Source organism: Angustibacter luteus, from assembly GCF_039541115.1.
Taxonomy (GTDB): Bacteria; Actinomycetota; Actinomycetes; order Actinomycetales; family Angustibacteraceae; genus Angustibacter; species Angustibacter luteus.
This window is the reverse complement of sequence record NZ_BAABFP010000002.1, coordinates 1,270,491-1,295,952: the sequence shown is the minus strand read 5'-3', so window position 1 is coordinate 1,295,952 and position 25,462 is coordinate 1,270,491. Positions and strand designations below refer to the sequence as shown.

Annotated in this window: 24 protein-coding genes; 9 read left to right on the top strand and 15 right to left on the bottom strand. The window is 72.6% G+C overall.

The genetic code is table 11. The annotated features are described in order from the left end of the window. Nucleotides 1-57: 57 nt before the first annotated feature. A complete protein-coding gene (locus tag ABEB17_RS06320) occupies nt 58-645 on the bottom strand; it encodes a pentapeptide repeat-containing protein (RefSeq protein ID WP_345715747.1) in 588 nt (195 codons plus the stop codon). A 1-nt stretch (nt 646) separates the two neighbouring features. Beyond that, a complete protein-coding gene (locus ABEB17_RS06315) occupies nt 647-1,552 on the bottom strand; it encodes a coiled-coil domain-containing protein (protein ID WP_345715746.1) in 906 nt (301 codons plus the stop codon). A gap of 109 nt (nt 1,553-1,661) precedes the next feature. Here ABEB17_RS06315 and clpB point away from each other — a divergent pair, with 109 nt between their 5' ends. After that, entirely contained in the window at nt 1,662-4,256 is a 2,595-nt protein-coding gene (gene clpB, locus ABEB17_RS06310; RefSeq protein ID WP_345715745.1) for an ATP-dependent chaperone ClpB, read from the top strand. A 3-nt stretch (nt 4,257-4,259) separates the two neighbouring features. On the opposite strand, the gene ABEB17_RS06305 is transcribed toward clpB, so the two are convergent. The 4 genes from ABEB17_RS06305 to ABEB17_RS06290 form a co-directional block, all read right to left on the bottom strand. Beyond that, entirely contained in the window at nt 4,260-4,847 is a 588-nt protein-coding gene (locus tag ABEB17_RS06305) for a hypothetical protein (RefSeq protein WP_345715744.1), read from the bottom strand. Nucleotides 4,848-5,055: 208 nt separating this feature from the next. Next, nucleotides 5,056-5,874, bottom strand: coding sequence for an SDR family NAD(P)-dependent oxidoreductase (locus ABEB17_RS06300; RefSeq protein WP_345715743.1), 819 nt, complete (start codon nt 5,872-5,874; stop codon nt 5,056-5,058). Next, nucleotides 5,871-7,427 carry a flavin-containing monooxygenase gene (locus tag ABEB17_RS06295; protein ID WP_345715742.1) on the bottom strand — a complete coding sequence of 519 codons (1,557 nt, stop codon included), beginning with the start codon at nt 7,425-7,427 and terminating at the stop codon, nt 5,871-5,873. Before ABEB17_RS06295 ends, ABEB17_RS06300 begins: the two co-directional genes overlap by 4 nt. Beyond that, complete coding sequence (locus ABEB17_RS06290; protein ID WP_345715741.1) at nt 7,424-8,320, bottom strand: alpha/beta fold hydrolase; 897 nt, start codon at nt 8,318-8,320, stop codon at nt 7,424-7,426. The genes ABEB17_RS06295 and ABEB17_RS06290 overlap by 4 nt, the downstream gene beginning before the upstream one ends. A 105-nt stretch (nt 8,321-8,425) precedes the next feature. Between ABEB17_RS06290 and ABEB17_RS06285 the strand changes: the two genes are divergently transcribed. Beyond that, nucleotides 8,426-9,046, top strand: a complete 621-nt coding sequence (locus ABEB17_RS06285; protein WP_345715740.1) for a TetR/AcrR family transcriptional regulator — start codon at nt 8,426-8,428, stop codon at nt 9,044-9,046. Here ABEB17_RS06285 and ABEB17_RS06280 read toward each other — a convergent pair. After that, a complete protein-coding gene (locus tag ABEB17_RS06280) occupies nt 9,043-9,951 on the bottom strand; it encodes a proline iminopeptidase-family hydrolase (RefSeq protein ID WP_345715739.1) in 909 nt (302 codons plus the stop codon). The genes ABEB17_RS06285 and ABEB17_RS06280 overlap by 4 nt on opposite strands. Before the next feature lie 14 nt (nt 9,952-9,965). Further along, a complete protein-coding gene (locus ABEB17_RS06275; protein WP_345715738.1) occupies nt 9,966-10,748 on the bottom strand; it encodes an exodeoxyribonuclease III in 783 nt (260 codons plus the stop codon). A gap of 75 nt (nt 10,749-10,823) precedes the next feature. Here ABEB17_RS06275 and ABEB17_RS06270 point away from each other — a divergent pair, with 75 nt between their 5' ends. The 4 genes from ABEB17_RS06270 to ABEB17_RS06255 all read left to right on the top strand — a co-directional run bounded on the left by ABEB17_RS06270 (nt 10,824) and on the right by ABEB17_RS06255 (nt 13,754). Then, on the top strand, nt 10,824-11,597 hold the full coding sequence (locus ABEB17_RS06270; protein WP_345715737.1) for an SDR family NAD(P)-dependent oxidoreductase: 774 nt from the start codon (nt 10,824-10,826) through the stop codon (nt 11,595-11,597). 25 nt (nt 11,598-11,622) lie between these two features. Beyond that, nucleotides 11,623-12,165 carry an orotate phosphoribosyltransferase gene (gene pyrE, locus ABEB17_RS06265; RefSeq protein WP_345715736.1) on the top strand — a complete coding sequence of 181 codons (543 nt, stop codon included), beginning with the start codon at nt 11,623-11,625 and terminating at the stop codon, nt 12,163-12,165. Between the two features lie 102 nt (nt 12,166-12,267). Beyond that, complete coding sequence (locus ABEB17_RS06260) at nt 12,268-12,999, top strand: hypothetical protein (RefSeq protein WP_486304045.1); 732 nt, start codon at nt 12,268-12,270, stop codon at nt 12,997-12,999. An 86-nt stretch (nt 13,000-13,085) separates the two neighbouring features. Further along, nucleotides 13,086-13,754, top strand: coding sequence for a LemA family protein (locus ABEB17_RS06255; protein WP_345715735.1), 669 nt, complete (start codon nt 13,086-13,088; stop codon nt 13,752-13,754). A 106-nt stretch (nt 13,755-13,860) separates the two neighbouring features. On the opposite strand, the gene ABEB17_RS06250 is transcribed toward ABEB17_RS06255, so the two are convergent. Next, nucleotides 13,861-14,493, bottom strand: a complete 633-nt coding sequence (locus tag ABEB17_RS06250) for a DedA family protein (protein ID WP_345715734.1) — start codon at nt 14,491-14,493, stop codon at nt 13,861-13,863. Continuing rightward, nucleotides 14,490-15,131 (bottom strand): ArsR/SmtB family transcription factor, encoded by a 642-nt coding sequence (locus ABEB17_RS06245; protein ID WP_345715733.1) that lies wholly within the window; start codon nt 15,129-15,131, stop codon nt 14,490-14,492. The genes ABEB17_RS06250 and ABEB17_RS06245 overlap by 4 nt, the downstream gene beginning before the upstream one ends. 53 nt (nt 15,132-15,184) lie before the next feature. Between ABEB17_RS06245 and ABEB17_RS06240 the strand changes: the two genes are divergently transcribed. Together ABEB17_RS06240 and ABEB17_RS06235 are read left to right on the top strand one after the other, a co-directional pair. Beyond that, nucleotides 15,185-16,465, top strand: a complete 1,281-nt coding sequence (locus tag ABEB17_RS06240; RefSeq protein WP_345715732.1) for an MFS transporter — start codon at nt 15,185-15,187, stop codon at nt 16,463-16,465. Between the two features lie 135 nt (nt 16,466-16,600). Then, complete coding sequence (locus ABEB17_RS06235) at nt 16,601-17,857, top strand: LCP family protein (RefSeq protein WP_345715731.1); 1,257 nt, start codon at nt 16,601-16,603, stop codon at nt 17,855-17,857. Nucleotides 17,858-17,869: 12 nt separating this feature from the next. Here the strand turns inward: ABEB17_RS06235 and ABEB17_RS06230 are convergent, their stop codons facing one another. Next, nucleotides 17,870-18,493, bottom strand: a complete 624-nt coding sequence (locus ABEB17_RS06230) for a DedA family protein (protein WP_345715824.1) — start codon at nt 18,491-18,493, stop codon at nt 17,870-17,872. 50 nt (nt 18,494-18,543) lie between these two features. On the opposite strand from ABEB17_RS06230, the gene ABEB17_RS06225 reads away from it, so the two are divergent. Then, nucleotides 18,544-19,173 carry a TrmH family RNA methyltransferase gene (locus ABEB17_RS06225; protein WP_345715730.1) on the top strand — a complete coding sequence of 210 codons (630 nt, stop codon included), beginning with the start codon at nt 18,544-18,546 and terminating at the stop codon, nt 19,171-19,173. Nucleotides 19,174-19,256: 83 nt separating this feature from the next. Here ABEB17_RS06225 and ABEB17_RS06220 read toward each other — a convergent pair whose 3' ends face one another. From ABEB17_RS06220 to ABEB17_RS06205, 4 genes are read right to left on the bottom strand one after another with little or no spacing between them, the layout of a single operon-like run. Further along, nucleotides 19,257-20,216 carry a lysophospholipid acyltransferase family protein gene (locus ABEB17_RS06220; protein ID WP_345715729.1) on the bottom strand — a complete coding sequence of 320 codons (960 nt, stop codon included), beginning with the start codon at nt 20,214-20,216 and terminating at the stop codon, nt 19,257-19,259. Then, a complete protein-coding gene (gene larAH, locus ABEB17_RS06215) occupies nt 20,213-21,793 on the bottom strand; it encodes an NPN-dependent hydroxyacid isomerase, LarAH14/15/16 family (protein ID WP_345715728.1) in 1,581 nt (526 codons plus the stop codon). The genes ABEB17_RS06220 and larAH overlap by 4 nt, the downstream gene beginning before the upstream one ends. A 37-nt stretch (nt 21,794-21,830) precedes the next feature. Continuing rightward, on the bottom strand, nt 21,831-23,039 hold the full coding sequence (locus tag ABEB17_RS06210) for a zinc-dependent alcohol dehydrogenase (RefSeq protein ID WP_345715726.1): 1,209 nt from the start codon (nt 23,037-23,039) through the stop codon (nt 21,831-21,833). After that, nucleotides 23,036-25,372: an HAD-IB family phosphatase gene (locus tag ABEB17_RS06205; RefSeq protein ID WP_345715725.1), complete on the bottom strand. Its 2,337-nt coding sequence runs from the start codon at nt 25,370-25,372 to the stop codon at nt 23,036-23,038. The genes ABEB17_RS06210 and ABEB17_RS06205 overlap by 4 nt, the downstream gene beginning before the upstream one ends. Nucleotides 25,373-25,462: the final 90 nt, after the last annotated feature.

Genomic DNA, 25,462 nt, shown 5'->3' with positions numbered 1-25,462 from the left:
CGCACTCGGCGGCCAACCACCGGCCAGTCGCGTCCCCAACCTGTGTGGTCAGTACAGCTAGTCGGCGTCCGGCCGCACGTCGAGTCCCAGCGCCTCGGCGAGCTGCACCGCCTGGTCGATGGTGATCCGCGCGCCCCGCAGTTGCGCACCCACCGGGTCGAGCGTCGACAGGTCGCTACCCCGCAGGTCGCACCCGCTCACGTTCGCCCCGCGCCACGACGCCCCCGAGGTGTCGCACCCGCGCAGGCTCGCGTCGTCCAACCGCACCCGGGACAAGTCGGCCTCGCGCATCCGCACGCCGCTGAACGTGGCCGAGCGCAGGTCGGCACCGGCCAGCGTGACGAACGACCAGTCGCCCCGCTCGACCCGCACCGGCCCCCAGTCGCAGCCGTCGAAGGTGCTGCCGGTCAGCTTGCAGCCGGTGAACCGCGCGTCGAAGAACGAGCACCGCACGAACGTGCAGGACAGGAACGCGGAGTCGGTGTACTCGGACACGTTGAACCGCACGCCGCGGAAGGTGCAGCTGTCGAAGACGGCGCCCTGGCCGCGCGACTCGGTGAGGTCGACGTCCAGCAGCTGCTCGTTCTCGAATCGCTCGCCGGACAGGTCGCGGGCGTACCAGTCCTCGCCGCTGATCGGTGGCACGTCAGTCCTCCCCGAGGATGTCGCGCTGCCGCTTGGCCTTGTCCCGCGCCTTCTCGGCCGCGCTGACCGCGCGCTCGGCGGTGGCGCGGTCGCTGTGCGCGGTGGTGAGCTGCTGCTGCGCGGCGCGGACGGCGAACCGGGCCTGGGTGAGCTTCTCGCGCAGATCCTCGACCTCGCGCTCGGCCGTCTGCTGCGCCTGCTCAGCGTCCAGCTCGGCCTGCATCGACGCCTGGACGGCGCGCGCGGCCTCGCGGATGTCCTCCTCGGCCTGGCTCAGCCGCTCGTCCGCGGCCGTCCGGCGTTCGGCGAGCTGGTCCTCCTTGGACCGTCGCCGGGTCCCGTCACCGGACGCCGGCGCCGGGCTGGGCGGCGGCCCGCCGGACGTCGTCCGTGGGGCCGGGGAGGTCGAGCTGAGCGGCGTCGCGGTGGCCGCGGTGATGTCGACCTCGCCGAGGCCGGCGTACGACAGGGCGCGCGTCAGGGCGCCGGATACGACCGCCTGGCCGGCCGCCGGGTCGGCGACGGCGGCCAGCAAGGTGGCGTCGAGCTCCCCGCACACGGCCGGGCTGACCGGTCCGGCGGACAGCAGGACGGCGCGCTTCACCAGCGTGGCGGCGGCACGTTGGCGCTCCTGGCCGAGGCGGCGCAGGTCATCGCCGGACAGGTTGGCCTGGGCCTCGCGCAGCTGCTCGCCGAGCTCGAGGTAGTCGGCCAGGGAGTCGGATTCGTCGCGGGCCAGCTGGTTCATCAGCGCGGCCGAGGCGGTGGGACGGCGCAGCGCCTTGACCTGCTTGGCCAGTGCGGCGTCCCCGTCGGCCTTCGCGTCGGCGGCCAGCTCGTCGCGGCGTCCGGTGAACTCGTCGGGCGGTAGCCGGTACAGCTCGTCGACGACCGCCTCGATGTCCATCCGCCCATCCTGCCGGTTCTGCGCCGATCCCGATAAGGTTGAGCGGAACACACTCAACTTTGTGCGCGTTGACCAAGGTGACCACCGAAGCACGATCAGGAGATCACGCATGGAGCTTGCCCTCACCACCCGCAGCCAGGAGGCGCTCGGCGACGCCGTCCGGCGTGCTGCAGCGGCCGGACACCCGCACGTCGAGCCCGCCCACCTCGCGGTGGCCCTGCTCGGCCAGCGCGAGGGGACGACCCGCCCGCTGGTGCAGGCGATGGGCGTCAACCCGCAGAACCTGACCGCCGAGGCCGAGCGCATCGTCGCCGGACTGCCGTCGGCCAGCGGCGCCACGGTGAGTGCCCCGCAGCTGTCCCGCGGCGCCCTCACGGTGCTCGAGGCGGCCAAGGAGGAGGCGGACGCCCTCGGCGACCAGTACGTCTCCACCGAGCACCTGCTGCTCGGGCTGACCCGCGACTCAGGCGCGCTCGGCACGGCACTCAAGGCGGACGGCGTCACCCGCGAGGGCGTCCTCGACGCGCTGCCGCAGATCCGCGGCAGCGCGAAGGTCACCAGCCCCGACCCGGAGTCCACCTACGACGCCCTCACCAAGTACGGCGTCGACCTGACGACGGCCGCCGAGGAGGGCAAGCTCGACCCGGTGATCGGCCGCGACGCCGAGATCCGCCGGGTCATCCAGGTGCTGTCCCGCCGCACCAAGAACAACCCGGTGCTGATCGGCGAACCCGGCGTCGGCAAGACCGCCGTCGTCGAGGGCCTGGCCCAGCGCATCGTGGACGGCGACGTCCCGGAGTCGTTGCGCGGCAAGCGGTTGATCTCACTCGACCTCGGCGCGATGGTCGCCGGCGCGAAGTACCGCGGCGAGTTCGAGGAGCGGCTCAAGGCGGTGCTGGAGGAGATCAAGGGCTCCGACGGGCAGATCGTCACCTTCATCGACGAGCTGCACACCCTTGTCGGCGCCGGTGCGTCCGGCGAGGGCGCGATGGACGCCGGCAACATGCTCAAGCCCATGCTCGCCCGCGGCGAGCTCCGGCTGGTCGGCGCCACGACGCTCGACGAGTACCGCGAGCGCATCGAGAAGGACTCCGCGCTCGAGCGACGCTTCCAGCAGGTCTTCGTCGGCGAGCCCAGCGTCACCGACACCGTGGCAATCCTGCGTGGCCTCAAGGAGCGCTACGAGGCACACCACAAGGTCGCCATCGCCGACGCGGCCCTGGTCGCGGCCGCGACGCTGTCCGACCGCTACATCAGCGGCCGCCAGCTGCCCGACAAGGCGATCGACCTCGTCGACGAGGCGGCGTCCCGGCTGCGGATGGAGATCGACTCGTCCCCGGTCGAGATCGACGAGCTCCGCCGCGCCGTCGACCGGCTCAAGATGGAGGAGCTCGCCCTCGCTCGCGAGGACGACGCCGCCTCGCGTGAGCGGCTCGAGCGGCTGCGCAAGGACCTCGCCGACAAGAGCGAGCAGCTCGCGGCGCTGAACGCCCGCTGGGAGCACGAGAAGGCGGGCCTCAACCGGGTCGGCGACCTCAAGAGCCAGCTGGACGACGTCCGCTCGCAGGCCGAGCGCCTGCAGCGCGAGGGTGACCTCGGAGCGGCGTCCGCGCTGCTGTACGGGCAGATCCCCGACATCGAGCGCGAGCTCGCCCAGGCCCAGGTGGCCGAGGCGCAGACCGACGTCGAGGACCTGATGGTCAAGGACGAGGTCGGCCCGGACGACGTCGCCGACGTGGTCGCGGCCTGGACCGGCATCCCCGCCGGGCGCCTGCTCGAGGGCGAGACCGAGAAGCTGCTGCGCATGGAGGACGTGCTCGGCGGCCGGCTGATCGGTCAGCGCCGCGCCGTCGAGGCGGTCAGTGACGCCGTCCGGCGTTCTCGTGCCGGCATCTCCGACCCCGACCGGCCCACCGGATCGTTCCTGTTCCTCGGCCCGACCGGCGTCGGCAAGACCGAGCTGGCGAAGGCGCTCGCGGACTTCCTGTTCGACGACGAGCGCGCGATGGTGCGGATCGACATGAGCGAGTACGGCGAGAAGCACTCCGTCTCCCGGCTGGTCGGCGCCCCGCCCGGGTACGTCGGCTACGACGAGGGCGGCCAGCTGACCGAGGCCGTGCGCCGTCGTCCGTACTCGGTGGTGCTGCTCGACGAGGTCGAGAAGGCGCACCCGGACGTGTTCGACATCCTGCTGCAGGTGCTGGACGACGGTCGGCTGACCGACGGCCAGGGCCGCACCGTGGACTTCCGCAACGCGATCCTGGTGCTGACGTCGAACCTCGGCTCGGTGTACCTGGTCGACCCGTCGCTGGACGACGATGCCCGGCACGAGGCCGTGATGGGCGCGGTGCGGGCGGCGTTCAAACCGGAGTTCCTGAACCGGTTGGACGACGTGGTGATCTTCGACGCGCTGTCGCTCGACGAGCTGTCGCGCATCGTGAACCTGCAGGTGGACCGGCTGGGGCAGCGGCTGGCCGAGCGGCGGCTGACCCTCGTGGTGAGCGACGCGGCCCGGGAGTGGTTGGCGCTGACGGGGTACGACCCGGCCTACGGCGCCCGTCCCTTGCGGCGGCTGGTCGCCAAGGAGATCGGCGACCGGCTGGCGAAGGCGCTGCTGTCCGGCGAGGTGCGCGACGGCGACACCGTGCTCGTCGACCGCCCGGCCGACCAGCACGCGCCGGGCCTCACCGTCACCCGAGCCTGACGCTCAGGGCCGCCGCACGGCACAGGCGCTGGGCGGCAGGTGGAGGGCCGCACGCAGGCGCTGGCTGGCTGCGGAGCGATCGTTGTTGTACGCGTGCGCGACGGGCGCATTGCTCTGCCAGATCTTGTCGCCCTTCGAGATCGTGAGGACCTTGTCGTAGTTGGACACGGACCTGATGAGAGCCGTTGCCGCCTTGGCCAGCTCGGGGTCGGCCTTGATCGCCGCGAGCTTGATCGTGTCCAGCCGCAGCTGCTCGGCGCGCTCCGTGGCATCGGCCGGTCCGTCGTCGAGGGCCAGGGTGAGCAGCAGCTCCCCCGGCAGCGCACTGTTGGTGGCGTTCACGTAGGCGGCTACGGCGGGGCTCGCGTCAGGTGGCATGACGGTCCGGCACTCGCGGTACCTCAGCGTGAGGTCTACCGGGGTGAGGCCGAACTGCTCGACGGTGAACGGCGATCCGGTGGCCACCACGGGCGGCTCGCCGGCTGCAGCAGCCGCCTTGATCGGTGCGGACAACGCGCCGGCGGAGCAGCCGGCAGTCGCGCCGGCCAGGATCAAGGGAACACACAGCAGGCCGATGGGCGCGCGTCGCACGGACAGGTCCTCTCCAGGCGGGACGCGGGCACCGAGCGGGCCCGCGTGTGGCGCACATCGGCTCGAATCGGGCTCCGCTGAAGGGGCCGCTCGCGGCCTTCACCCACCTGCTTCCGCCCCTCAGGCCGGTCTTGTGACTCCAGAACCGGGTTGGGTGGCGGAAACCGGGTTGGGTGGCGGAAACCGGGCTGGGTGGCGGAAGCGAGGGTCAGGCGGGACGGCGGCGGGCGCGGTAGGCGCGGACCTCCTGGCCGATGAGCCGGTCCACCAGGCCCGGCGCCCAGCGCTGCGCGGCGACGACGCCCCACTGCGCGCGTGGGAACACGATCAGCGCCTTGTTCCGCGCCACCCCGGTCAGCACCGCCTCGGCCAGCTCGTCCGGCCCGGGCAGCCCGCCCGGCTGAAGGCGCGCGGCGGACGTCCGCACGCTGCGCGTCGCCTCGTTCTCGCCGAGCCCAGGGTTGAGGTTGTCCAGCAGGGGCGTCGCGATGAATGCCGGGCACACCGCACTGACCCGCACGCCGACCGGCGCCATCTCGGCGCGCAGCGCCCGGCTCAGCGCGACGACGGCGTGCTTGGTCGTCGTGTACGGCAGCATCATCGGCACGGTCATCAGTCCGGCCATGGACGCCGTGTTCACGATGTGCCCGCTGCCCTGCTCGGTCATGATCGGCACGGCCGCCTGCACCCCGTGCACCACCCCGTGCAGGTTGACGGCGAGACACCGGTCCCAGTGCTCGTCGCCGAGCTCGTCCACGAGTCCGCCGACGCCGATGCCCGCGTTGTTGAACAGCAGGTCCAGCGATCCGTGGTCGGCCACCACCTGCTTGGCCACCGCGGCGAACGCCGTCCGGTCCGTCACGTCGAGCGCGACGGCCTGGCCGCCGAGCGAGGCCGCGGCTCCCTGCGCCGCGGTCTCGTCGACGTCCGCGATCACCACCGTGTGCCCCCGTCTGGCCAGCGCCGCGGCCAACGACCGCCCGATCCCGGACGCGCCGCCGGTGACCAGCGCCACCTGGCGCTTCACGCCGACACCCCCTCTGTTGGGCTGGCTGCCGGGCTGGCCGCCGCGCGCCCCAGCTCGGGATCCAGGACGACGTGCCGCGGGTCGACGCGCCGGGTACGGCGCCAGAAGTTGACCGTGGACGCCGGCCACAGCACCCGGTTGTTTCCGAACCGGTCGATGTACCAGCTGTGGCAGCCGGACGCCCACACCGTGTGCTTGCTGCGCTTGGTCAGCTCGGCGTTGAACTCGTCCTGGACCTGCTGCGGGACGCCGATGGAGCGCGCTCCGGCCTTGTCCCGCAACGAGATGCACTGCGCCAGGTAGCGGGTCTGCGTCTCGATCATGAAGATCATCGAGTTGTGGCCCAGTCCGGAGTTCGGGCCGACCACGAAGAACAGGTTGGGGAAGCCGGCGACCGTGACCCCCAGGTGCGCCTGCATGCCCTCGGCCCAGGCCTCGCGCAGCGTGCGCCCGCCCGGACCGGTCACGGTCAGGTGCTGGAACGGCTCGGTGACGGCGAACCCGGTGCTGAGCACGAGCGTGTCGACCTCGTGCCGGACGCCCTCGACGGTCACCACCGCGTCGGGCTCGATACGCGCGATCGCGGCGGTTTCGAGGGTGACGTCCGGCCGGTTGTACGTCGGCAGGTAGTCGTTGCTCAGCAGGATCCGCTTGCAGCCCATCCGGTACTGCGGGGTGAGCTTCTCGCGCACGACCGGGTCGGTGACCGCCTTGCTCAGCGTCCGGCGGCTGAGCTTCTCCATCACCTTCATCACGCCGGGCTTGGAGGTGAACGCGATGACCTGGGACTCGTTGCGCCAGTAGATGCCCGAGCGCACCAGCCAGTTGAGTCCGGGCACCTTCTCCAGCCAGCGCTGCTCGCGCTCGCTCACCGGCCGGTCCGCCTTGGGCAGGATCCACGGCGGCGTGCGCTGCAGCACGGTCAGGTGCGCGGCGCGCGGGGCGAGCTGGGGCACCGCCTGCACGGCGCTGGCCCCCGTGCCCAGGACGGCGACCCGGCGTCCGTCGATCGCCGCGGTGTCGTCGTCCGGCCAGTTCGCGGTGTGGAAGATGGTGCCGCCGAACGAGTCCAGCCCCTCGATGGACGGCAGGGACGGCTCGTGCAGCGCGCCGGTCGCCAGCACGAGCGAGCGGGTGCGCAGCGACGTGCCGCGGGCCGTGGTCAGCTGCCAGGTGCCGTTGACGTACCGGGCGTCCACGAGCTCCTCGCCGTACCGGATCCGTTCTGCCACACCGAAGTCGGCGGCGACCGTGCGCAGGTACTCCCAGATCTCCGGCTGCCGCGCGAACGTCCGGGACCACTGGGAGGACGGTGCGAACGAGAACGAGTACAGGTGCGAGCGGACGTCGCAGGCACAGCCGGGGTAGCGGTTGTCCCGCCAGACGCCGCCGAGGTCGTCCGCCTTCTCCAGCAGGACGACGTCCTGGACCCCGGTGCGACGCAGCTCGATCGCCGCGGCGAGACCGCCGAAGCCGGTGCCCACGACGACCGCCTCGTGCACCACGTCCGCGGGAGTCGAGCCAGTCGCGAGGGTCGCGTCCTCGGTGCTCATCGTGGTCCCTCCAGCAGAGCGCACAGGTGGTCGGTGATCGTCTCGGGCGCCTCGTAGCCGAGCATGTGGCCGGCGCCGGGCAGCACGACCAGCTCGGCGCTCGGAATCCGCTCGGCCAACCGTCGCGCGTGCGAGACGGGTGTCAGCTTGTCGCGGTCGCCGACGAGCACGGTCGTCGGGATGTCGGTGAGCTCGTCGAGCGCGGCGTACTCGTCGTGTCGACCCAGGGCTGCGTAGTAGGCGCCCACGGACGACAGTCTGGTCCTGGCCACCATCGCGCGGGTAGCGGCGACGTCGGCCGGGTCGGCGACGTCCCCGAACAGCAGGGCGCGCTGGCCGCGGGCGGTGATCGCCCGGCCGCCGCGCAGCGCCGGGACGTGCGCGAGCGCCCGCATGAGCCCCGCCTCGCCGCGGCGTCCGAGGCCGGACAGGTCGCCTGCGGAGGTGCTCACCAGCAGAGCCCCCCGGACCCGGTCGCGGACGACGTCCGGATGGGTCCCGGCGAACGCCATCACGGTCATGCCGCCCATCGAGTGCCCGGCGAGCACGAGCGGCCCGTGCGGTGCGACGGCGCGGATGACGGCGTCGAGGTCATCCCCCAGGTCGTGCACGCTGGCCTCGTGCCGGCGCCCGTGCCGCCCGGACTCGCCGTGCCCCGGCTGGTCGTAGCTGACCACCCGGACGTCGCGGCGGTCCAGGAGCCGGTCGGTGACCCGGTCCCACGCGCCGTGGTTCAGGGTCCAGCCGTGCGCGAGCACGACGGTGGGTGCGTCGTGCGGCAGCGGATCGGCGGGCTGGCGAACCCACGTGGCCAGCCGCGTGCCATCCGGCGCGAGCACGGTGATCCGGCTGCTGACGGCGTGTTGCGTCGACCCGGCGTGTTGCGTCGACACCGTGTGGTCCGGCGGCGAGCCTGGTGCCCTTGCGGCCACGCGAACTCCGATCTTCGGCCCCCTGCCTACTTACCTGAGGTAAGTTACCCGAGGTAGAGTGCCGCTGTGAAGACCCCCACCCGGCGGCGCGTCCCCCGCGCCGAGCGTGAGCAGCAGATGCTCGAGGTGGCCGAAGCCGTCTTCGCCGAGCGCGGCTACCAGGCGACGTCGATGGACGAGATCGCCACCCGGGTCGGTGTCACCAAACCCATGCTCTACGAGTACTTCGGCAGCAAGGACGGCCTGCTCACCGCCTGCCTCGCGCGCAGCCGCCAGCAGCTGCACGACAAGACCATGGCCGCCGTCTCGGCCGGTGGCGAGCCTCGGGCGATCATGCTGAACGCCGTCCGCGCGTTCTTCGAGTTCGTCGACGACCACGCCGCCGCCTGGGCGGTGCTGCAGTCCGAGGCCATGCTGAACGCCGGACCCGGCGCGGCCGAGATCGAGGAGATCCGCCGCCAGCAGAGCGACTACACGCAGGCCCTGCTGGGGTCGATGCCCGGCGCGGCCCAGGTCAGCCCGCTGGCCCTGCAGGTGCGCGCCGAGCTCGTCACCGGCGCGTGCGAGCGGGTGGCGATCTGGCGCTCGGGGCAGGAGGCACAGGTCAGCGCCCAGCAGGCAGCCGACCTCGTCATGGCCGCGCTCTGGCCCGGCCTCGGCGGCGAGACGGGTCCCGGAGTCGGCTAGTCGCGCCGCCCGAGCCAGTCCTCGACGAGCGACCGGTACCGCTCGGGCTGCTCCCAGAACGGCAGGTGCGAGCAACCGTCCAGGACCACCTGCTCGACCTCGACGCCGTTCCCCCGGATGCCGTCGACGAGCGGAACCTGCAGGGCCGGCGTCGCCTCGTCGAACTCACCGCTCAGCACGAGCGTCGGGACGGCGATCCCGCCCAGCCGTGAGTGCGACTCCCAGTCGCGGATGGTGCCGATGACGTGGAACTCGGACGGCCCGTTCATCGTGTGGTAGACCGTCGGGTCCTCGTCGATCTTGGCGAAGCCGGCCGCGACGCCGTCCGGCCAGGGGTCGAGCCGGCAGACGTGGCGCAGGTAGAACACCATGCACGCCTCGGCGTACTCGGCGGTGTCCGTGGTCTCGTCGGCCTCGTGCCGGCGCAGCGTCGCCTCGACGTCCGGCGGCAGGTCCGCGCGCAGCCGGTTCGCCTCGGCGACGAAGTCCGGGAACGATGCCGCCGTGTTGGACAGCACCAGGGAGCGCAGCCCGGGCGGCGACGTCAGCGCGTGCTCCTGGGCCAGGAACCCGCCCCAGGACTGGCCGAGCACGTGGTAGCGGTCGCCGATCCCCAGGTGCTGCACCAGGTTCGCCAGCTCCCGGACGAACAGCTCGACCGTCCAGTAGTCCCCGCCCCGGTCGGGGTGGTGCGTCGAGTTGCCGTTGCCCGCCTGGTCGTAGAGCACGACGGCACGGCCGCCGCGCGCCAGCTCGGCGAGCGGCAGCAGGTAGTCGTGCGTCGCGCCCGGACCGCCGTGCAGCACCACCAGCGGCGCCGGCCCGTCGGCCGACGGCGGCCACTCGCCGTCGATCCGGTACCAGGTCTGCGAGCCCTCGAAGTCGGCGTAGCCCTCGGTCGTCATGACGGCAACCTAGGTCAGTCGAGCTCGACGACGACGGGCGCGTGGTCACTGGCGCCCTTGCCCTTGCGCTCCTCGCGGACGATCTCGGCCCCCGTGACGCGTCTCGCCAGCGCCGGCGAGGTGAGCGCGAAGTCGATCCGCATGCCCTCCTTGCGGGGGAACCGCAGCTGCGTGTAGTCCCAGTAGGTGAACTGGCCCTCGGTGTACGGCCGGACGACGTCCGCGTACCCGGCGTCCACGACGGCCTGGAAGGCGGCGCGCTCGGGCGGGGAGACGTGCGTGCTGGTCGCGAAGACCGCCATGTCCCAGACGTCCTCGTCGCGCGGGGCGACGTTCCAGTCGCCGCCCAGCAGCACCTGCGCGTCGGGGTCGTCCGCGAGCCAGCCCGCGCCCGCCTCGCGCAGCTTGGCCAGCCAGTCCAGCTTGTAGGTCAGGTGCGGGTCGTCCAGCGTCCGGCCGTTCGGCACGTACAGGCTCCACACCCGCACCCCGTCGCAGGTCGCGGCGATCGCGCGCGCCTCCGCCGCCACCGGGTCACCCCAGCCCGGCTGACCCGGGAAGCCGATCTCGACGTCCGCCAGCCCGACCCGGGACACCACGGCCACGCCGTTCCACTGCGAGTGCCCGACGTGCGCGACCTCGTACCCGAGCCCCACGAAGGGCAGGTCCGGGAACTGGTCGTCCCGGCACTTGGTCTCCTGCATGAGCAGGACGTCGATGTCGGCCCGCTCGAGCCAGTCCACGACTCGGTCGACCCGCGCTCGGATGGAGTTCACGTTCCAGGTGGCGATTCGCACGGTCCCGAACCTACCTGGCGGCTCCGACAGCGTGCGCAGGCCCGCGCAGCCCGGCGGCGACTAGGGTCGGCGTCCATGACGACCGCACTCGTGACCGGCGCGACCGCCGGGATCGGCCACTCCTTCGTCCGCCACCTCGCCGCCCAGGGCTACGACGTCGTCCTCGTCGCCCGCGGGCGGGAGCGGCTCGACGAGGTCGCCGAGGAGGTCCGCACCGTCTACGGGCGCGAGGCCGAGACGATCGCGGCCGACCTCACCGACCGCGCCGACGTGCAGCGGGTGGCCGACCGCCTCGCGGACTCCGGCCGGCCCGTCGACCTGCTCGTCAACAACGCCGGCTTCGGGCTCGGGCACGGGTTCCTGCGCGGTGACGTCGCGGCGCAGGAGCGGCTGCTCGACATCCACTGCCGCGCGGTGCTCGTCCTCAGCCACGCCGCGGCCGAGCCGATGGTCGAGCGCGGCCACGGTGCGATCGTCAACGTGTCCTCGGTCGCCGGGTTCGCGGCCATGGGGACCTACTCGGCGGTCAAGGCCTGGGAGACGACGTTCAGCGAGGCGCTGGCCGGCGAGCTCGGCCCGCGCGGGGTCCGCGTCATGGCGCTGTGCCCGGGCTTCGTGAAGACGGAGTTCCACGAGCGCGGCCGGATCAACATGTCCCGGCTGCCGGCCGCTGGCTGGCTGGACGTGGACGACGTCGTCTCGGCGGCGCTCGCCGACCTCGACCGTGGCCGGGTCGTCAGCATCCCGAGCCGGCGCTTCAAGACCCTCTCGTTCCTGTCCCGGCACGCGCCGCGGTCGTTGGTGCGCAAGGCGTCCAGCACGATCCAGTCCCGTCGCGCCGGCAACTGAGCCGCACCCGATAGGCTCGGGGCCTGTGACGACTCCTCGCGAAGCCCTCCTCGCCCACATCACCGACTCCGCGATCGTGCGCGGCAAGGTGACCCTGTCCAGCGGTAAGGAGGCCGACTACTACGTCGACCTGCGCCGCATCACCCTGGACGGCGCCGCCGCCCCGCTGGTCGGCGAGGTCATGCTCGACCTGGCGGCCGACCTCGAGTTCGACGCCGTCGGTGGCCTGACCATGGGCGCCGACCCGGTGGCCGCCGCGATGCTGCACGCCGCAGCCGCGCGCGGAGAGCGGCTGGACGCCTTCGTCGTCCGCAAGGAGGGCAAGGCGCACGGGCTGCAGAAGCAGATCGAGGGGCCGGACGTCTCCGGACGGCGCGTGCTGGCCGTCGAGGACACCTCGACCACCGGTGGCTCCGCGCTCACCGCCGTCGAGGCGCTGCGCGCGGCGGGCGCCGAGGTCGTCGCCGTCGCGGTGATCGTGGACCGGGACACCGGCGCGGCCGAGAAGGTGCGCGAGGCAGGCCTGGACTACCTGTTCGCCTACGGCAAGGACGAGCTCGGCCTGTAGCCGCCAAGGTGACGCGGTGCGCGAACAGGCCCCCTGGCGGCGGCTGACCCGGCAGACTGACCGTCAGACGTCCGGAGCGACCGGGCAGGTGGGGGTGTCGCCGTGAGCATGATGCTGTTCCCGCTGGTGGTGCTGATCGGCATCCTGATGGTCGGCGGTTTCGTCGTGGCCCTGGTGCTGGCCAGCAAGCGCGAGAAGGGGCGGAAGGCGGCGCTGCAGGCGTTCGCCCAGGCCGGCGGCTGGCTGCTGGCCGGGCGGGACGACCGCTGGGTCGGCGCCTTCCAGGGGGCCCCGTTCGGGCAGGGTTCGGACCGGCACGCGGACGACGTCTGCGACCGGGTCGTGGGCGGCCAGCGTCAGGTGGCCTTCACCCACCGCTTCACGACCTACGAGACCGTGACGAGCACCGACGCGAACGGTCGGACGGTCACCACCCAGCAGCGTCGCGACCACGCGTACCGGGTGCTCGCGGTGGCCTTGCCGGTCCCCCTGGGTCGGGTCGTGGTGAGCCGGGAACGGCTGGGAGACAGGCTGTTGCGGGCCTTCGGCGGTCAGGACATCGAGATCGAGCACGCCGACTTCAACCGCCGCTACCGGGTCCGGGCCGATGACGAGAAGCTCGCCGTGGACCTGCTGAACCCGCGCACCGTGGAGCGGCTGCTCGCGCGTGACGACGCGTCCCTGCGGGTGGACGGCGGCTGGGTGATCGTGGTCGACGCCGGGCAGCTCGTGCCGGAGTTCGTGGAGGACCGGCTCCGGCTGGTGGCCGACCTGCTGGCCGGGGTGCCCCGCTTCGTCTGGCTCGACCACGGCTACCAGCCCGAGCAGGTCTGACCCGTTCGGCGCCACGGGAACCGCAGCGCCGGTCCGCACGTCTGAACGACCGGTAGCATCGCGCTGCACCCTCGGGAGGGAACCCCATGACCGGTGGCATCATCGCCCTGATCGTCGTGATCGTGATCGTCGTCATCCTGGCGCTGTACTTCGTCAGCCAGTACAACGGCCTGATCCGGCTGCGCAACGTCGTCCAGGAGTCGTGGCGGCAGATCGACGTCGAGCTCAACCGGCGGCACGACCTGATCCCGAACCTCGTCGAGACGGTGAAGGGTTACGCCTCGCACGAGCGAGAGACTCTGCAGGCCGTCACGAACGCGCGGGCGGCCGCCGCGGCGCCGGGTGCGTCCCCGGCGCAGCAGGCCCAGCAGGAGAACGTGCTGACGGCGGCCCTCGGGCGGCTGTTCGCGGTGGCCGAGGCCTACCCGGACCTCAAGGCGAACACGAACTTCCTGCAGCTGCAGCGCGACCTCACCGACACCGAGGACCGGGTGGCGGCGTCCCGGCGCTTCTACAACGCCAACGTGCGCGCGCTGAACACCAAGGTCGAGACCGTGCCGTCGAACATCGTCGCCGGCATGTTCCACATCACGACCGCCGAGTACTTCGAGGTCGAGGACGCCGCGACCCGGGCGGCCCCGCAGGTCTCCTTCGGGACGTCGACCTCGGCCGCCGCGGCGCCCGCGACGACCGCCCCGCCCGCGGCGGCGCCCGCGCCGTCCGCGCCCCAGGACTCCCCGCCCGCGCCCTCCTGACCACCACGCCTCACGCCCCTTCGCTGTTGATCACGTTCAGTGGGTGAACACCCGCTTCTCGAGGCGAACGACCCTCGAGAAGCGGGTGCAGACCCACTGAACGTGATCAACGCCCGGGGGCGGTGGCGGCCTGTCGACGGCGGCGCCGGCGGACGACGAGCGGCCCGATGATCGACGCGAGCACGGACGCCAGCGCGATCCCGTACGCCACGTAGCGCACCCAGGGCACCGAGTAGGCGACGTACCCGATCAGCACGAGCCCCGACCCCCAGGCCAGCGCGCCCACGATGTTGGCCGACAGGAACCGCGGGTACGGCATGGCAGCGGTCCCGGCCACGATGGGGGTGAAGGTGCGCAGCCACGGGACGAACCGGGCCACCACGACGGCCGACCATCCCCAGCGCTCGAAGAACGCCTCCGTCCGCGGCAGGTGCGCGGCCAACCGCCCGGCCCGACGCTCGACCCACGGGCGGCCGAGCCGCCGTCCGCACCAGTAGCCCACGGCGTCGCCGAGCACTGCGGCGGCGGCCACCCCCACCGCCAGCACCACCAGCGACAGCGGCGACGACGGGTGGGCGGCGAGCAGGCCGGCGGTGAAGAGGACCGTGTCGCCCGGGAGGAAGAACCCGACGAGCAGCCCGGTCTCGATGAAGACCAGCCCGAACAGGACGGCGTACAGACCGGCCGCCGTGTACTGCGCCAGGTCCGGGTGCAGCAGCTGGCTGAGCCACTCGCTCACGGGCCGTCGTCCGAGCCGCTCGGTTCGGCGTCCTCGACGAGCGGCGCGGTCGCGAAGAGGTAGGCGACCCGGCGGCCGCCCTCCGGGTGGTTCGTCGCATCCCGGACGAAGTACGGCTCGAAGACGGCCATGACCGCAGCGTTGACCTCGCGCAGCTCGTCGGCGGTCAGCCACGGGAAACCGCGGCTCACCTGCGAGGTGTCCGACCACTCGCCTTGCGTGGGCTCGGCGCGCCGCCACGTGGCCAGGTCGCGCCCGAGCCGGTCCAGGTAGAGCCCGACGACGGTGTCGGTCGCTGCCTGGGCGGCGTCGCGCCCCGACAGCGAGAACCCCTTGGCGGCTGCGGCCCACGGCCGCTCCCGACCGTCCACCGACTCGGCCCGGACGACGATCCCCCACTTCTCGAGGGCCCGCAGGTGGTAGCTCATGGCGCTGGGGGTGAGCCCGGTGAGCTCGGCCAGCTGGCTCGAGGTGCGCACCTTGCCCTGGTACAGCTCGTCCAGGACGGCGGTGCGCGCCGGGTGCGCCAGGGCGCGCAGGGCGCGGGGGTCGGTCAGGACGATCCGGTCGCCCTCCCGCTGCGGCTCGTGCGGGTCGTCGGACGGGTCGTCCTCGGACGGGGCGGGGACGTCGGGCACGACCCCAGCGTAAGGGGTTGCCAATCCAGATGTGAAACAGTACCTTCAGAAGTATGAAGCGACTGTTTCAGACCTCGACCGAGTCCGTGTGGCGGCACCGCGACCTGCGCATCGCTGCCCCGGCTCGGGCCCTCAGCATCCTCGGTGACGAGATCGCACTGGTGGCCCTCATGCTGCACGTGCACGACCTCGGCGCCGGCGCTCGCGGCGTCATGCTGCTGCTGATCAGCGCCGCCGTCCCCACCGTGCTGCTGGCCCCGCTCGCCGGTAGCCTCGCCGACCGGGTCGACTCGCGGCTGCTGCTCGTCACGGCCTCCCTGCTCCAGGTCGTCGTCTGCGTGGCGCTCGCCTTCACAGCGCCGCTGTGGGGCGTGTACCTGCTGGTCATGGCCCTCCAGGCCGGCCAGGCCGTGGTGAACCCAACCTGGCAGGCGCTCGTGCCGCGCATCGTCGGCGAGGCCGAGCTCGGCCAGGCGATGGGCGCCACCCAGGCGCTGTCCACCCTCGCGGCCGTCGCCGGAGCGCCCCTCGGTGGGCTCCTCAGCGGGCTCGGCGGCCAGCGCCTCCCGCTGCTCGTGGACGCCGGGACCTTCCTCGCCCTCGTCGCCGCTGCCCTGCTCGTCCGGACCCGGCGCGCCGGCCGCCACGACGCCGCGCTGCGCACCGCCGACCGCCCCAGGGCGCTGGACGGTCTGCGGGTGATCCGCGCCGACCGGCTCCTCTGGCCGATCTTCGTCGCGCTGTTCGCCTACATCGTGGTCGGCGAGGCCACCAACGTCGTCGAGGTCTTCCTGATCCGCGACCACCTGCACGGGACGTCGGTCCAGTACGGGCTCGTCGGTGCCGTGACCACTGCCGGGATCGTGGTCGGCTCGCTGCTCGCCGGGCGCATCCGCCGGACGCCGCGCCGGGTCGTCGTGGTCGTCGTCGGGGCGGCCGTGCAGAGCCTCGCGCTGCTGCTGGCCGGGCTGGTGCCGTCGGTGCTGGCGCTCGCGGTCGTCTACAGCACGCTCGGCGTCGCCAACGGGGCGCTCAACACCAGCACCGGCACGCTCGTGTTCACCCGGGTGCCCGACGCCGTGCGCGGCCGGGTCGGCGCCGCGCTCAACGGGGGGTCCCGCGCCTGCTCGATCGTGGCGCTCGCGCTCGGCGGGCTCGCCGGGTCCGAGCTGGGGGCGGCGCCGTCGTTCGTGCTCTTCGGCTCCCTCGCGCTCGTCGTCGTCGGGTGGTTGGCGCTGCGGGTGCTGCCGCTGCGGGACGTCGCGCCGCCGGAGCCGGCCGAGTCCACCGCGCCCGCCGAGCGTGCACCGGTGGGTGCGGCGAACGGGTCGTGATCACGACCACCTCGCCGCACCCACCCCCGCACCCACCCACCCCGCACCCACCCGCGCACGCTCACCCCCGGTTCACCACGCCGCCTTCACATCGATGGCCGAGCCCGTGCTCGCCGATCGCCTAACCTGTCGGACATGGCGGACCAGCGACCCGGCGACGACCCGACCCGGGTGATCCGCACCCCTCCCAGCCCGAACGGGCCCTCGCGCCCGTCCTCGGGCGGCTCGGGCCGCGCGCCCGACGCGCCGCCCGGTTTCGGCGTCCACGCCCCCGGCGCCCAGCCGCCCGCTCAGCCGCCGTACGGGCGCCGCCCCAGCCAGCCGCTGGCTCCGAAGGGCCCCGGTGGACCGTCCGGACCCACCGGCCCAGCCGGCCCCGGTCCCCAGCCGCCCGCGCAGCCGGCGAAGGCCCGTCGCGGCTTCCGGCCCGGCTGGAAGGCGATCGTGCTGATCGTCGTCCTGGCCCTGATCGTCTACCCGGTCGCGCTGTTCTTCGTCGCGTGGCGGCACCTGGGGCGCGTCGACGCCCTGCCCGCCAACACCGCCGCCACACCCGGCCGCACCTATCTCGTGGTCGGCTCGGACTCGCGCAAGGGACTCACCAAGGCCCAGCGCAAGAAGCTGCACACCGGCGGCGACTTCGGCCAGCGCACCGACACGATCATGCTGCTGCACCTGCCGGCCAACGGTGGGCCCAACGTCCTGATGAGCATCCCGCGCGACAGCTACGTCTCGATCCCCGGGCACGGCAAGAACAAGATCAACGCGGCGTACGCGTACGGCGGCCCCAAGCTGCTCGCGCGGACCATCGAGCAGGCCACCGGCGTGCAGATCGACGACTACGCCGAGATCGGGTTGGGCGGCTTCGCCTCGATGGTGGACGCCGTCGGCGGCGTGCAGATCTGCCCCAAGCGCAACATGAAGGACAAGGACGCCGGACTCAACGTCAAGAAGGGTTGCCAGCAGGCGGACGGGGCCACCGCGCTCGGGTACGCCCGGGCCCGCCACTCCGACCCGCGTGGCGACCTCGGCCGGGTGGAGCGTCAGCGTGAGGTGCTCGGCGCCATCGTGGCCAAGGCCAGCACCCCGACCACGCTGATCAACCCGTTCAAGGCGTTCCCGCTGGCCTCCAGCGGCGCCGCGACGCTCACCATCGACGAGCACACCGGGCCGGTCGCGCTGCTGAAGTTCCTGCTGGGCATGAAGTCGGCGGCCGGCGGTGGGGGACTGTCCATCACCGTGCCGGTGTCGGGCACCGGCAACCGGCCGGGTGCGGGGTCGGTCGTGCTGTGGGACAAGGAGCAGGCCAACATCGTCTTCAAGGCCCTGCGCGAGAGCGACACCCGCCCGATCATCCCGATCGCCGCCGAGCAGAAGAAGCTCATCGGCTAGCTCCGTGCGGGCTCAGCCCTGCGAGGACCGCTCGGCGCGCCGGTGCCGCAGGTACTCGAAACCGATCGGGATGACGGAGACGAACACGATCAGGATCGCGATCGCCTCGACGTTCTTGGCGACGAAGTCGATCGTGCCGAGGAAGTAGCCGGCGAGCGTCATCGTCGTCACCCAGAGCACGGCACCGATGGCGCTGTAGACGTAGAACTGCCGCCGGTCCATCCGGCTGACGCCCGCGATCAACGTGATGAAGGTCCGGACGATCGGCACGAAGCGGCCGAGGATCAGGGCGCGGGCGCCGTACCGCTCGAAGAAGGCGTGGGTCTGGTCCACGTGCTTCTGCCTGATGAGCCTGGAGTTCGGCCCGGTGATCCTCGGCCCCATCGCCCGGCCGATCTCGTAGCCCGCGATGCTGCCCGCGAACGCTGCCACGATGAGCAGCGGGATCACGTACGCCAGCGAGTGGTGCAGCGTGCCCTGGGAGATCAGCAGTCCGAGGGTGAACAGCAGCGAGTCGCCGGGCAGCAGGAAGAAGAAGAGCCCGCACTCGATGAACACCACCAGCAGCGTGCCGGGCAGCGCGTAGGTGTCGATCAGGTGCTGGGGGTCGAGCCACGACGGGCCGAGTGCATGCATCACGCGCACCAGCGTAGGTGTCCGCGAGGTGTGCGCCCTACGCTCGCTGCGTGGATGCGGTGGAGATCGGGTGGGAGAACGGGTCGGAGATCGGCGTGGGTCCGTGGGTCGGGCCGTGGCCGGACGACGCGCGGTACGACCCGGAGCTGCTGGCCGAGGGTGACGCGCGCAACGTCGTGGACCGCTACCGCTACTGGCGGATGGCGGCCATCGTGGCGGACCTGGACACCCGCCGGCACCCGTTCCACGTGGCCGTCGAGAACTGGCAGCACGACTTCAACATCGGGTCGGTGGTGCGGACGGCGAACGCGTTCCTCGCCGCGCAGGTGCACGTCGTCGGGCGCCGCCGGTGGAACCGTCGCGGCGCGATGGTCACCGACCGCTACCAGCACCTGTCGCACCACGACGACGTGGCCGCGCTGATCGCGTGGGCGCACGAGCGGTCGCTGCCGCTGATCGGCGTCGACAACCTGCCGGGTGCCGTCCCGCTGGAGGGCTACCGGCTGCCGCGAGCGTGCGTGCTGCTGTTCGGCCAGGAAGGGCCAGGACTGTCGCCGGCGGCGCACGAGGCCTGCGACGACGTCCTGTCGATCGCCCAGTTCGGCTCGACCCGCTCGATCAACGCCGGCGCTGCCGCGGCGATCGCCATGCACACCTGGATCACCCAGCACGCGACCTAGCCCGTGCCCCCCACCCGCACCATTCGCGCTAGACGTGGTTCTTCGGCCCGAATAGCCACACCAAGCGCGATTGGTGCGGGGGGTCAGCGGGACCAGACGCGGCGGTGCGACCGGACGTCGGGCGACGCGGTCTGCGTCCACACCCGGCGCCAGCGGGCGACGTCCGGGCCGGACGTCGTCGGCGTGACCCCCTGGGCGGCCCGCCGGGTCGCGTCCCACCAGGAGGTCTCGTCCTCGTCCATGAGCTGCGCGACGGCGCCCTCGAGCCGCGCGCCGAGCTCGCGCGCGCCCTCGCCCTCGCGGGCCTTGATCGGGTCGCCGAACCGCATCGTGACCGGCGGGCGGCCGGGGACCGGCCAGCCACGACCACGGGGCATCGCGGCGAACGAGCCGCGGATCGCGATCGGGACCACCGGGACGTCGTGCTGCACCGAGAGGAAGGCCGCACCGTGCCGGAACTGCCGGGTCCAACCGTCGGGGGAGCGGGTGCCCTCGGGGAACACGACGATGGACCAGCCGTCCTCCAGCAGGTCGCCCGGCGTCGACGACAGCGATCCCGAGCGCCGCTCGATCGGGAAGGTGTTGAACACCATCGCCGAGCTCGTCGCCCGCCACCAGGTGTCGAAGAAGTAGTCGGCGGCTGCGGCGACGGCGGTGCGCCGCCGCCAGCGGTCCGGCAGCGAGCAGAGGATCAGCGGGGTGTCCAGGTGCGAGGTGTGGTTGGCCACGAAGATGACCGGACCGCCGACCCGGTCGAGCACGTCCAGCCCGTGCACGGTCGGCTTGATCTCGTGGCGCAGCAACGGTCCCAGGCCGAAGCGCTGGATCCCGTCGCGGACCGCGATGGCGGCCGGCCCACGCGCCCAGGACGTCGGGAAGGGCTCGCTCTGCTTCGGCGGCACGAACGGCTCCGCCGAGCGCGGCACCATGGAGCGACGACCCCAGCGCCAGCCCTTCGACACCATCTTGATGTCCTGCCGGGCGCCGCGCAGCAGCTGCCCGGACAGCACGTGCCGGGTCACGTGCACGACGGGGCCGGTCATCGCACGTCCGCGATCAGGTGCGGTGGGTTGCGCAGGTAGGTGATGGACGGCGAGCGACCGACGGTGCCGGACGCCATCTCGAGCGCGTCCTGCAGCGAGGACGCCGCCCGGAACCCCATGCGCTCCACCGCTCGCCGGTTCGCGCCGACCCAGATCACGTCGCCCACGTGGTCCATGGCGTGCGCCGCCCAGTACCACATGTAGAACGGGTGGACGCCGTGGTAGGCGTGCGACGTCCGGTACAGGTGGATGTACCAGGGGTCGGTCGCGTACTGCTCCTCGAACTTCGCCTCGATCACCGACGGCTCGGTGGACGTCGTGAGGACCTCCTCGTAGAAGTCCACGTACGACGGGTGGTGCAGCTGGTTGAAGTCCTCTTCGACCGGGTGGTAGAGGATCACCGCGCCGCCCTTGCGGACGACGGGCTGGCCCCGGTAGCTGTTGAAGTAGTAGCCGAGCCCCATGCAGGTCGCGAGGATCGGGTTCATCACGGAGTTCACGTTGTACGGGCCGAGGTACGGCACGCCGAGCACCAGCACGTCGCTCTGCCCCTGCACCTCGACCATCTGCTGCTCGTGCACCTTCGCGACGGTCAGCTCGTGCACGGCCTCGGTCTCGCCGGCATTCACCCCGGTCAGCCCGTACGGCGCGCGCATGCCCTGGAAGATGTTGTGCCGCAGGCCCTTCGGGGCCACCGCCAGCCCGCGGCGGGCGGCCAGCATGGACGCCTGGTCCTTGACGCCCCACTCCCACTCGCGCTTCATCAGGAACTTGTAGTTGGTGGGGAAGACGTCGTTGTTGAGCGTCGTCTCGATGGTGAAGATCTTCAGGTGGTCGGCCAGCATCCGGCCCATCCGCCAGGCGCTGTGGTGCATGGCCGACTTGGTGTGGTCCATGAACGAGCGCGAGTGCACCATCGTGTGGCTGTTGTGGTGGTGCCGCAGCGACTTGTACGACGCGAGCCCGATCGGCACGGACTTGTGGCCGCCGTCCATCGCCACCAGGTTGACGTTGACGTAGATCAGCAGGTCGGACTCGGCCGCCCGCCGGTTGATCTCGACGTCCTCACCGCGGTCGGTCTGCCCGACGTGCAGCAGGTTCGCCTTGTCCTCGGCGTCGTGGTTGTAGAGCGCGCCCTGCGGGAAGAACGAGCGGAAGACCCGCTCGCCCACGATGTCCTTGAGCTCGGCCGGTGTGAGCCGGCGGTGCAACGCGTTGGCGGACACGATCTCGACGTCGTCCACGCCGGAGGCGGCGGCCATCGTGAGGACCTGCTCGATGATCCGCTGGCGGATGTCCGGCTTCACCATGGGCGGCAAAGGCAGCGAGATGTCGTCGAAGGCGATGGTCAGGCGCATGCCGGAGAACAGCAGCGCGGGCAGCGGGTCGCTGCCGACCGGCTCGAGCAGCGCGCGGCGGATCGCGCCGTCGACGTCCCGGATGCCCGGCATCGCCTCCGGCGGGTAGACGACGCGGGTGCCGCGCGGGAAGGTCTCCAGCCGGAAGCCCTCCCCCTCGTGGACGACGAGCGGCGGGGTGCGGTCGTCGACCTCCAGGACGAAACCGGGGCGGGTCACGAGCTTCTCCTTGCCTGGGAACGGAACTGTCCGGTGCTCATGCGCGGCTCCGGACGTCGAAGCAGACCTTGACGGCACCGAGCCGGCCCGCGGACTGGGCGTGGTCCAGCGCCTCGCGCCAGCGGTGCAGCGGGTAGCGACCGGCCACCACGTCGTCCATCGGCGCCTGCTCGGCCAGCCGCATCGCGACGTCGAAGGCGTCGCCGGACGACGCGTACGTGCCGGCCACCTCGAGCTCGCGGAACCACGCGGGGGACAGGTCGGCGCCGGCCGGCATGCCGGACAGCACCGCCCGCCCGCCGGCCTTCGTGGAGCGCAGCACCGTGTCCAGCGACGACGTCGAGCCGACGGCGTCGACCGCGACGTCCACGCCGCCGAGCAGCATCTCGCTGGCGCCGGTGAGCCGGGCGGCGGGAGCCGGAAGTCCTTGCGGCGCAACGCGCAGCGCCCGGGTGGTCCGCCGCACGGCGCGCATCGCCTCGTCCGGTGCGGCGACGTCGCTGGCGCCGAACCGGCGGGCCAGGTCGGCCTGCCGTCCGTGCTTGGCGATCACGGTGATCCGCCCCGCGTCGGTCAGCTCGCGCAGCGCCAGCACCGCGAACAGGCCGACGGCGCCGGCTCCGGAGACGAGTACCGAGCCACCCGCCGGCACCTGCGCCCGCCGGGCCAGCTGCACGGCGCAGGCCAGCGGCTCGACCAGCACCGCGCGCTCGTCGGTCAGCGAGTCCGGCACCGCGTGCAGCTGCGAGCGGTGCACCGTCAGCCGCTCGCCCCAGCCGCCGCCGGTGTCCTGGCAGAAGCCGGTCTGCAGCCCGGGCGAGATGTGTCCGACGGTCACGTGGTTGCACAGGTTGGTGCGGCCCTGCTGGCACGGCTCGCACGGGTCGACGCCGCGGGCGGCGCAGGCCAGCACGGGGTCGACCACCACGCGGGTGCCGCGGGGCAGGTCCTCGCAGTCCTCGGCCAGCTCGCCGACCACCTCGTGGCCGGGCACGAACGGCATCGAGACCAGCGCCGAGAAGTACAGGGACGTCTGCCCGGTGATGGCGCCCAGGTCCGACCCGCAGATCCCGGAGAGCAACGGCTTGACCTGCGCCCAGCCCGGACGGCGGACGGCCGGCTCGTCGCGGGTGACCAGGCGCAGCGGCGCCATCGGGCCCACGAGCAGCCCGGGCATCCGCCCGCCGCTCACCTTCGCGGCGGCGAACCGCGGGATCGAGCGGAACATCTCCAGCGCCAGCATCACGGCAGGCTCACCCCCGTGGTGTCGTGCCGGACGTCGGGCACCCGGCCGCGTGAGGTCGCGGGCGGCGTCCGCCACGTCTCGACGGGCCAGCGCGCGGCCCGGGCGGCCCGGTACAGCGGGACGTCGGGCGAGACCGCGGTGGGACGGCCGACCGCGCGCAGCAGCGGCAGGTCGGAGTGGCTGTCCGCGTAGCCGAACGAGCGCGACAGGTCGTAGCCGTTCACCTCGGCGTACCGGACCAGCCAGGCGGCCCGCGACTCACCGACGAGCGGGGGCGAGGCGAGGTAGCCGGTGGCCCGGCCGCGCTCGTCCACGGCCAGCTCGGCGGCGACGACGTGGTCGAACAGGGGCGCCAGCGGGCGGGTGAGCGGCCGGATCGCTCCGGTGAGCAGCACCGTGTGGTGGCCGGCCGCGCGGTGCTCGCGCACCCGGCGCATCGCCGCGCCCGACACCCGCTCCAGCACGTGCGGTGCGATGACCTCGTCCACGAGGGAGTCCAGCTCGTGCAGGTCGGCGCCGGCGTAGCGGCGGTAGACGGCGCGCAGGAACCCGCCGCGGTCGCGGCGCTCGGCCCCGACGTACGACGGCATGCGGCGCAGCAGCCGGCCGATCTCGCGGGCCCGCCCGGCGCCGTCCAGCTCGGGCAGCCGCAGCCACAGGTACGTCTCGATCACGTTGCTGGACAACAGGGTGCCGTCCATGTCGAAGACCGCCAGCACCTTCTGGCCGGGCTCGCCCGCGTCGCCGTCGATCTTGCGTCGCCCCGGGTCGCCGGCCGCCTGGCGCTTGCGCCGGATGACGTCGTACTTGCGCATCGGCTCGGTGACGCTGGGGCAGTGCACGTCGCGGATGTAGTGCGTCCAGTCCACGACCGCGGTGTCGAAGCCGAACAGCTCGAGGTCCGCCGGGTCGAGCGCACGGTGCAGCGCCAGGGTGTGGTCGTCCATGAACTGCAGCTCGACCTGGGTGTACGAGCGGTACAGGTCCAGGTAGCGGCGCAGGAACTCCAGCCGGCGCCGGGTGCGGTCCAGGTCGCGGGAGAACTCGCGAGCCCGGTCGCTGCGCGGCAGCAGGCCGAGCGCGCGGTCGGCCAGCCGGTGCACGGCCTCGCCCTGGGTGAGCAGTCGTTCGGCCTGGTGCGAGCCGGGGAAGTGCCACGTCGCCAGCGGCACCGCGCCGCGCTCGCCGAGGTCGAACGGGTGGTGCTCGAAGTACTCGCGGACCAGCTCGTAGAGCAGCCGGAAGGTCAACGGGTTGCGCGCGCCCGACGAGACGTGGAAGTAGTCGGGCCTGCCCGGCTCGGGGCTCGTCGCGCACACCGCCAGCAGCGCGTTGACGACGTGGTCGACCGGCACGATGTCGACGATCGAGTCCGGTGCGGCGGGCATGTCCGGCAGCTCGCCGCGGCCGTACGCCAGGATGATGGGCTCGGCCATCTTGAAGCCCTCGATCCAGCCGGGGTGCGGCCAGACCAGCGCGGACTCGATGATGGATGGCCGCACGATGCTCACCGGGATCGCGGGCGCACCGGGCGCGTCGACCGACGTCCCGCTGGTGAGCTCCTCGACGACCCGCTCACCCATCGCCTTGGTGAAGGTGTAGACGTCCGTCCAGCCGAGGCTGCGGGCGCGCTCGCCACCAGCCTTGAGCTGCTCCTTCTTGACCCACTCGCGGCGGCGCCGCTCGGCGTCCTGCGCGGCGGTGATGGGGCCGGCGCGACCGTGCTCCTTCTCGGCCTCGGTGCTCAGCCGCTTCAGCACGTCGCCGCGCCGCGAGTCGTCCTCGATCTGCTGGGCGAGCCGCAGGCCGGCGTCCCGCTCCGCACGCCAGTCGACCTCGTGCGCCACCGAGCGCTCGGGGATGGCGCCGCGGCGACGTCCACCGACGTAGGCGGTCGAGACGTGCACGTAGTGCACCGGGTGGTCCGCGCTGGCCTCCAGCACCCGCTGCAGCAGCGAGTGCGTGCCGACCACGTTGGTGGTGAACGCCTCCTGGATCGGCGGGTCGAACGAGACGTCGCCCGCGCAGTGGATGACGACGTCGAGGTCCGTGGGCAGGACGGGCAGGTTGCGCAGGTCACCCTCGATGACCTCGACGCGGTCGAGCAGGGCGTCGACGCCGCCCGCGCGCTCGGCGGCGGTCTGGAAGGTCGGCTTGGCGAGCAGGCCGGCGATGCGGTCGCGTCCCGGTTGGCCCGACTTCGGTCGGACGAGGACCACGGGCTGGGTGCCGGGCAGCTCGGTCAGCATGCGCTGGAGCAGCGCCTCGCCGACGAAGCCCGTCACGCCGGTGACCAGGATCCGCCGGCCGTCGAGCTGGTCCTGCAGTCGCACTGACCCCTCCTCGCCCGGAACACCTGTCCGACGCATCCAACCACTTCGGCGCGCCGGGGCGCCCGGATGGGTGCCGATCCGGCGTACGGT